Annotated in this window: 10 protein-coding genes; all 10 read left to right on the top strand. The window is 48.8% G+C overall.

The genetic code is table 11. The annotated features are described in order from the left end of the window. Positions 1 to 194, top strand: a 194-nt coding sequence (locus F8N00_RS13925; RefSeq protein WP_421018408.1) for a winged helix-turn-helix domain-containing protein, incomplete at its 5' end; no start/stop codon positions are given. A 2-nt stretch (positions 195 to 196) separates the two neighbouring features. Further along, positions 197 to 1,924, top strand: coding sequence for an ATP-binding protein (locus F8N00_RS13920; RefSeq protein WP_023467693.1), 1,728 nt, complete (start codon positions 197 to 199; stop codon positions 1,922 to 1,924). A gap of 33 nt (positions 1,925 to 1,957) precedes the next feature. Beyond that, positions 1,958 to 2,509, top strand: a complete 552-nt coding sequence (locus F8N00_RS13915; RefSeq protein WP_029341191.1) for a cob(I)yrinic acid a,c-diamide adenosyltransferase — start codon at positions 1,958 to 1,960, stop codon at positions 2,507 to 2,509. After that, positions 2,506 to 3,759: an EF-P 5-aminopentanol modification-associated protein YfmF gene (gene yfmF / locus F8N00_RS13910; RefSeq protein WP_023467695.1), complete on the top strand. Its 1,254-nt coding sequence runs from the start codon at positions 2,506 to 2,508 to the stop codon at positions 3,757 to 3,759. Before F8N00_RS13915 ends, yfmF begins: the two co-directional genes overlap by 4 nt. Then, positions 3,756 to 5,027, top strand: a complete 1,272-nt coding sequence (yfmH, locus tag F8N00_RS13905; RefSeq protein WP_244150195.1) for an EF-P 5-aminopentanol modification-associated protein YfmH — start codon at positions 3,756 to 3,758, stop codon at positions 5,025 to 5,027. Before yfmF ends, yfmH begins: the two co-directional genes overlap by 4 nt. Then, entirely contained in the window at positions 5,027 to 5,731 is a 705-nt protein-coding gene (ymfI, locus tag F8N00_RS13900; protein ID WP_421018407.1) for an elongation factor P 5-aminopentanone reductase, read from the top strand. The genes yfmH and ymfI overlap by 1 nt, the downstream gene beginning before the upstream one ends. Positions 5,732 to 5,825: 94 nt before the next feature. Beyond that, positions 5,826 to 6,608: a DUF3388 domain-containing protein gene (locus F8N00_RS13895; protein ID WP_023467698.1), complete on the top strand. Its 783-nt coding sequence runs from the start codon at positions 5,826 to 5,828 to the stop codon at positions 6,606 to 6,608. A gap of 27 nt (positions 6,609 to 6,635) precedes the next feature. Continuing rightward, positions 6,636 to 7,535: a helix-turn-helix domain-containing protein gene (locus F8N00_RS13890; protein ID WP_035398676.1), complete on the top strand. Its 900-nt coding sequence runs from the start codon at positions 6,636 to 6,638 to the stop codon at positions 7,533 to 7,535. Positions 7,536 to 7,598: 63 nt separating this feature from the next. Next, entirely contained in the window at positions 7,599 to 8,177 is a 579-nt protein-coding gene (pgsA, locus tag F8N00_RS13885; protein WP_023467700.1) for a CDP-diacylglycerol--glycerol-3-phosphate 3-phosphatidyltransferase, read from the top strand. Between the two features lie 71 nt (positions 8,178 to 8,248). Next, on the top strand, positions 8,249 to 8,540 hold a 292-nt coding region (locus F8N00_RS13880; RefSeq protein WP_421018406.1), incomplete at its 3' end, for a molybdopterin-binding protein.

Below are 8,540 nucleotides of genomic sequence, written 5' to 3'. Positions count from 1 at the left end.
AAACGGATAAGGTATTCTCGCGAGAACAATTACTCAAGGAAGTCTGGAACTATGAATTTTTCGGAGATCTGCGGACAGTCGATACACACGTCAAACGTCTGCGTGAAAAGCTGAATCGTTTGTCTCCGAACGCCGCTCAAATGATCACGACGGTCTGGGGTGTCGGATACAAGTTCGAGAATAGTCCGACCTGACGATGAAATGGTTGCAAAGCGTTGTCATCAAACTATGGGGAACGATTCTGTTACTCGTTTCGGTCGTCTTGATCGCCTTGACGATCTTGTTACTTGAATTTTTCAACTCGTTCCATATCGAACAGGAACGGGGGCACTTGGCAAAGCTCGGTCAACAAGTCGAGACCGTCTTTCAGGCGCACTCCGGCATCGAGGAAGGGTCGAGTACTGCTGTTGAAATCACGGATATCTACGGGGCGACACTGATCGCAAAGACGCAGGATGATTCCGTCGAAGCGAATATCTCACAAGCGAAGGCGAACCGGATCATCAAGGAACTCGAACGTCAGAACTGGAAAGCAATTGATGGTGAAGAAGGCGAGACAGCGATAGGCAACTATGAGACCTTTGATGGAAAAGCAGCACTCGCGTATCGGGCACCGCTCATTACGGATAGTGGCAACGGAACGATCTACTTGATCGAGCAATTGACGAACATCGAACAGGCGAATGAGGGTGCACGTCAAATCATTCAACTCTGTGTCCTGTTAGCGATCATCGGAACGACCGTCTTTGCCTTCTTCCTCTCGACACGAATCACGGCGCCACTGCGAACGATTCGCCAAGCTGTCGTTGAGGCCGGTGAAGGAAAGTTTGATCAGAGCCTGACGCAACGTTCACGGGATGAAATCGGTGACTTAGCGCTTGCGTTCAATGAAATGAGTAGTCAGCTCAATCAATACGTCACGGATCTCGATAAGGAGCGGCATTTACTCTCCTCGATTCTGCGCTGTATGGCAGACGGTGTGTTGACGTTCTCGAAATCAGGTGAGCTCCTTGCAACGAATCCACCGGCTGAAGCCTTTTTGGCGGGTTCTCCCGTACCGGATGAACTGATTGAGTTATTCCAGACGGTCATGCGTGAAGAGACGGAGATGACGGTCTCCTTTGAACGAGAGGGACGCTTCTACATCATCATCGTCAGTCCGTTACTCGAACAAGAAGAACAGATCGGAGCGGTCGCCGTCCTGCGTGATATGACGGAAGCGCAGCAACTCGAGAAGATGCGCGCTGATTTCGTCGCGAACGTCAGTCATGAACTGCGGACACCACTCGTCATGTTGCAAGGGTACTCAGAAGCGATTGTCGATGGCATGACCGAAAGTGACGAGGCGACGAAGGAATTCGCATCGATCATCTACGACGAGTCCCAAAGACTGTCGAGACTTGTTAACGATCTTCTTGATCTTGCGCGAATGGAAGCGGGATATCAGGAGTTACGGATTGAATCCGTCGAAGCAATACCTTTTGCGAAGCGGGTGATCAAGAAGTTCAAACAGATGGGACGCGATAAACAAGTTACCTTCTCGGTTTCTGGTCCGAACATCGCGTTTGAAGCAGACCCTGATCAGATGGAGCAAGTCTTGACGAACCTCCTCGGGAACGCCCTGCGTTATACGGAGAACGGTGAAATCAAGATTAAGATTGACGAAGATAGGGAAAACATTACATTATCCGTCATTGATTCGGGTGACGGAATTCCAGAAGAAGATCTACCGTTCGTCTTTGACCGTTTTTATAAAGCGGATAAAGCGCGGACACGTGGCAAGACGGGTACAGGAATCGGTCTTGCGATCGTGGCGAATGTCGTCCGAGCTCATGGTGGTGAAGTCGAAGTCGACAGCCGCTTGGGAGAGGGAGCGACCTTCCGGATCCGATTACCGAAAAAACAAGGGAAGCGAACATTATGAGTCGCTTCCTTTCGCTATAGGAGTGAATGAAACATGAAAATTTACACGAAGTCTGGTGACGAAGGAGAAACATCTCTCGTTGGTGGAAGAGTCAAAAAAAATGATCGGTTGATTAGCTTGATGGGAGAACTCGACGAATTGAACAGTTTCGTCGGACTTGCCCGGACGAAAGCATCATCAATCGAGGTGCGTGAGCAACTGACAGTGATCCAGCACGCGCTATTCGATTGTGGTAGTGACTTGATGTATGTCGAGCCGCGCCCGTCACGTTTGAGTCAAGAAGCGACGGTTGATTTAGAAAGTTGGATTGACACGTTAACGGAGTTATCGCCGCCGCTCGATAAGTTCATCTTGCCTGGTGGAACGGAAGCAGCTGCAACGTTACACGTGGCACGGACGGTCTGTCGTCGCGTTGAACGTTCGATGATCGATGTTCCTCAAGCGGCTCATTTGTTACCGTTCATCAACCGACTCAGTGACTTCTTCTTTACAGCAGCCCGTTACGAGAATGCCGTCAAACAAAAAGCAGATATTGAATATGTCCGCAGTGCGCATGTATTCAAACGAAAGGATGGAGAGCAATGAGTCAGTCATTTAGTACATGGAAAAAGGAAGGAACGAGCTACCATCTCGTTCCGACCGACAAATTCAAGACGACGACGATTCTCGTCACATTTTCAGCACCGTTAGAAGCGAAGACGCTGACAAGCCGTGCAATCCTACCGTATATCATGGAAAAATCGACAGCCGCTTATCCGTCGATGAAAGCGTTACGTGAGCCGCTTGAAACACTATATGATGCGGGACTTTATGCGGACGCGTCGAAGTTCGGAGAAGAGCATGTCATCTCATTCCAACTCGATGTCGTCCGGGGAGAACTCGTCCATCATCCGTCGTTGTTAAAAGAAGCACTCGAATTGCTCGAGCAAATGGTGCTGTATCCAGATTTGACGGAAGGTGGCTTCCGTGAACAGTTCGTCAAACAAGAAAAACGATTGCATGCCTTACGGATCAGTTCACTATATGACGATAAAATGCGCTACGCACAGCAACGTCTTCTCGAATTGATGGCACCAGGTGAAGCCGTCGCGTTGCCATCGCTTGGAACACTCGAAGAACTCGAACAGATCACCCCGTCATCCTTGCGTGATACATACCGTTCGATGATCGAAGACGACCGGATTGATGTCTTCGTCGTCGGACATGTAACGAAGGAGGAGATGGAAGACGCTCTATCATTCTTGCCATCGCATTCTGAAAAAATCAGTCATTACATTCCGGCCCAAAAAGCAGTCAATGGTGTAAAACGGTCGAGTGAAACGCAACCGATCAAACAAGGTAAATTGCATCTTGGTTACCGGGTAGCGGTCGATCCGACATCTGCTGACTCGATTCGGATGCAAATCGTCAATGGTCTGTTCGGTGGCTTCCCGCATTCAAAACTGTTCATGAATGTCCGTGAAAAAGAGAGTCTCGCCTATTATGCGGCTTCACGGTATGCGGCATTGAACAGTGCACTCTATGTTTATGCCGGGGTCGACACGAAAGAAGCAGAACGTGCCGAGAAGATCATCTTGGAACAACTCGTTGATTTGAAAGCAGGACAGTTCACGGATGAAGAATTGACACAGACGAAGGCGATGTTGATCAATGCGCGCCGTCAAATCCTTGATCAGCCAGGTCAACTGATTGGTTGGTTGAATGGTTCGAAGATGCGTGGACTGACACTGGAAGATGAGATTCATATCATTGAAACGGCGACACGTGAAGACGTCGTTCGATTAGCAGCGGCAATCGATCTTGATGCCGTATATCTATTGCGAGGTGAAGCATGATGGAACAACTAACCTATCACGATACAGACGAAACGGTATACCACGAGCAGCTCGATAACGGCTTATCCGTCTATTTGTTGCAAAAAAAAGGATACGAAAAGACGTATGCGACGTTTACGACGCGTTATGGTTCGATTGATCAACGATTCAAAAAAGGCGAGGAATGGATCACGGTACCGGACGGCATCGCCCATTTCCTCGAGCATAAGATGTTCGAATCCGAAAAAGGGGACGTCTTCCAAGAGTTCGGTCGTCTCGGTGCCTCTGCGAACGCCTTTACCTCGTTCTCGCGGACAGCGTATTTGTTCTCAGCGACGTCGTTGATCGAACAAAACCTCGAGACGTTGATCGATTTCGTACAAGATCCCTACTTCACGCCGGAAAGCGTTGAAAAAGAGAAAGGGATCATCACGCAAGAAATCCAGATGTATCAAGATAATCCGGGATGGCGCCTGTTCTTCGGTCTGATCGAATCGATGTATGCATCGCATCCAGTTCGGATCGATATCGCGGGAACTCCGGAATCAATCAATCAAATCACAGCCGATGACTTGTACACGTGCTACCGTACGTTCTATCATCCATCGAACATGGTGTTGTTCGTCGTCGGAAACATCGATCCGGAAGAGACACTAGCATTGATCAAGGCGAACCAAGCGAAGAAAGACTATACGGATCGCCCGGCAATCGAACGAGATTACGGTCAAGAGCCGCATGGCGTACATCGTCCACGTTTTGAACTCGAGCTCGACGTTAAGACACCAAAGGTATTGATCGGTTACAAAGACGAATCGCTTCGCGGCGAGGCACAAGTCCGCCGTGAGTTAACGAGTGAACTGCTGTTACACCTCTTGTTCGATCAGACATCATCGACGTATTTGGAACTGTATGAAGACGGTCTGATTGACGATACGTTCAGCTTTGATTACTCGAGTGAGGAAGAGTTCGCCTTTGCGACGTTTGGCATGGAGACAGAGGATCCAGACAAGTTCATCCAAGCGTATGAGACACTCCTGCAAACGCGTCCTGACTTCACGGAAGATGAAGTCACGCGCAAGCGGAACATGATGCAAGGGAAATTCCTCCGTGCCTTGAATTCACCGGAATTCATTGCGAATCAGTTCTCGCGTCACGCACTTGCCGGTACGAATCTGTTCACGCTTCCGACATTGATTGCTTCGATTACGAAAGAAGAGATTGAAGCCCGTTTCGACGAGTTGTTCGCCATTGAAAACCGGGCGATCTCAATCGTCAAACCGTACGAGTGATGCGAATCCTCATCACCGGTGCGAGTGGCGCCATTGGTCTTGCGGCAGCAAAACAACTTGCTGCCGCTGGACATGAATTGGTGCTTCAGACGTATCGACAGCAAGCGGTTTTAGAACGGATGATAGAGGAGTGGCAAGGCGAGCACCACATCCTGACTGCGAATTTAGCAGACGAGAAGGACTTGCAGGCATTTTGTGCGGCATTACCTGTCGTCGATGCCTTCGTCCATTGTGTCGGAACGAGTTATAGCGGTCTGTTGCTCGATCAATCAGCAACATCAATGCACGAACTCTGGAAAATTCATGTCGAGGCGTTGATGCGCATCAGCCAAACCGTGACACGGACGAAACCGTTTACGTCGAAGCTTGCGATCGTCGTCATCAGTAGTGTGTTAGGAGAACAAGGTGTCGCGGGTGAGGTCGTCTATTCGACATGCAAGGCGGCACAGCTCGGATTCGTCAAGGCATACAGCAAGGAACTTGGACCGATGCATGGACGTATCAACGCGATCACGCCGGGGTGGATCGATACGCCGATGAACGCGATTTTCTCGGAAGATGAAAAGGAACAAGCAATCGCTGAAATCCCAGCCGGTCGATTCGGAAAAGTAGAAGAAGTGGCTTCTGCCATCCGTTACTTAGTGCAACCTGAATCAAGTTATGTATCGGGAGCCATCCTTAAAATAGATGGCGCGTGGATGTAAGCATTGGAATTTCAGTTCAGGAATGCTTTTCATTTTTCAAAAAATCATTTAACATGAGGAATGGATAATCGTATTGATAGAGGAGGATGGGCGCGTGAGTGAGTTCGAGCAATGGTATCTCGAATATGAATTAAAGGTCAATCGTCCCGGTATACTCGGGGACATTGCTTCGTTGATGGGAATGTTACATATTTCGATCGTGACGATCAATGGTGTCGATCATCAACGACGCGGTATGTTGCTCCAAACGAAACAACCGGATCAAATTCCACGACTCGCCGCTATTCTCAAGACGATGTCAACCATAGAGGTCATCAAACTACGAAAACCAAAACTACGTGACCGAATCGCGATTCGTCACGGGCGCTATATCGATCAAAGCAGTGATGAACGAAAGACGTTCCGCTTCGTCCGGGAAGACTTAGGGATTCTCGTCGATTTCATGGCAGAGCTATGTAAACAGGATGGGCACTTGTTGATTGGTGTCCGCGGCATGCCACGCGTCGGTAAGACGGAGTCGATCGTCGCAGCGAGCGTCAGTGCGAATAAGAAATGGCTGTTCCTATCGTCGACGTTGATTAAACAGACGGTTCGAACATCGTTGTTCGACGACGAGCGGACGGGTGATTATGTTTACATCATCGATGCGTTAGTGTCACAACGAAATTTCGATGAACGACACTGGCAAATCCTGCGGGAAGTCATGCGTCTACCCGCGACGAAGATCGTCGAACATCCGGATGCGTTCGTCAAATCGAGTGAGTATACGTGGGATGATTTTGATTACATCATTGAATTACGCAACACGACTGAAGAAATCATTGTGACTGAACTGCCTCGTTCCCATGGGGGAAATGATTGGTTCAACTTTGAATAAGTATGAAAAATGGAAGGTGTGTTACCGATGACCGAGCTCGGAACCTACTTAAAGGAACAACGGGAGGCGCTAGGCGTCTCTCTCGAACAAATTCAAACGACGACGAAGATTCAAAAGCGTTACATCGTCGCGATCGAAGAAGGCAATTATGATCAATTGCCGGGAGCCTTTTACGCCCGGGCCTTCATCAAGACATATGCGGAAGCACTCGGTCTTGACGTCGATGAAGTCTTTACGACTTATAAACGTGATCTTCCGGAACCGGAAGCACAACCGGTCGTCGAACTGTCACGGCGCGCGACGTATTCGAAATCCAGTGCTCCGAAAAAGAGCGTTGCGAAGCGTTGGATTCCGAATATCATCATCATCGTACTAATCTTTGCGATCGGTACTGCCTTGTATTATGGTCTGCAGACGTTCCTCGACGGTAACGAAGAGGCGAAGACGTCCGCACCGAAGCAAAATGATGTCACGATCGATCAAGGGGACGCGCCAAGTAAAGAGACGGATGCGCCTGCGAAGACGGAAGAAGAGCCGAAGGAAGAACCGGCGAAACAGGAAGAAACAAAAGAAGAACCTAAAAAAGAGGCACTTGCTGCGAAGTCGACATCTGGTCAAGATGTCACGTATGAAGTCGCAACAAAAGATACGATGAGTGTCTCGATTCAAATCAAGAAAGATGCCTCTCCGTCGCCATTCGTCGGTGTGCGTGATACATCACTTGAAGGAAAAGCACTCGCGCCAGACCACATCAACGCATCGGATCCGAATCCGATCGTCGTGAAGGACGCGAAGACGGACTTGATCCGCATCCGGATCGGTTCGATTAAAGGGATTGATAAAATCGTCGTCAATGACCAAGAACTGAAACTGAACCGTTCGCTTCTCGTCCAAAACATCTATCTAAAGAAAGTAGCCACGCCGTAATCCGGCGTGCCTTCTTTTAGATGGCATGTCATTTACATATGAAATGAAGGAGGAGGGCGTTACATGAACTTACCGAATCAATTGACAGTATTACGTGTTTTATTAATTCCCGTGTTCGTCATCGTACTTGCGATTGATCCGAACTGGGGACAGTGGGATGTGTTGGGAGCCGAGCTTCCCGTCTCACACTTCGTTGCAGCTATCATCTTCCTTGTTGCTTCACTGACGGACTGGCTCGATGGATATATCGCTCGTAAACAAAAATTAGTAACGAACTTTGGAAAATTCATGGATCCACTTGCCGACAAGATGTTAGTTGCAGCTGCTCTCGTCTACTTGGTGGAACTTGGATTCGTCGCAGCATGGATCGTTGTCATCATTCTCTGTCGAGAGTTCGCAGTCACGGGTCTTCGTCTCGTCGCATCTGACGAAGGGATCGTCCTTGCTGCCGGAAACTCTGGGAAAGCCAAGACATGGGTCCAGCTGACATCAATCACGGCATACTTGTTGCACGATATCATCTTTGCGATGTGGAACATTCCGTTCGCAGATATTACGATGTGGCTTGCTTTGATCTTGACGATCTACTCAGGCGTCGAATATTTCTCGAAAAACATTAAGTTAATTACGAAATCCATGTAAGATGGATCAATTTAGACTGTTCGTCATACCGAACAGTCTTTTCTTATACTTCAAGAAGGTGAGGAATCAACATGAAAGCAGAAATCATCGCAGTAGGAAGCGAGCTCCTTCTTGGGGAAATCGCGAACACGAATGCACAGTACCTTTCCGAATGGTTAGCGAGTGCCGGAATTGACGTTCATTATCACACAGTCGTCGGTGACAATCGTGAGCGGATGCAAGAGACATTCCGTCAGGCGCAACAGCGGGCAGATCTCCTCGTCATCACAGGAGGTCTTGGACCAACGGAAGATGATTTGACGAAAGAAGTGCTCGCTGATCTCCTCGGACGTGATCTCGTCCTCGATCAAGCGGCGTACGAGC

The sequence above is a fragment of the Exiguobacterium sp. A1_3_1 genome, assembly GCF_048985645.1.
In the GTDB taxonomy this organism is placed as follows: domain Bacteria; phylum Bacillota; class Bacilli; order Exiguobacteriales; family Exiguobacteriaceae; genus Exiguobacterium_A; species Exiguobacterium_A indicum.
Note: the sequence above shows the minus strand (reverse complement) of the source record. Positions and strands in the feature narration are given on the sequence as shown.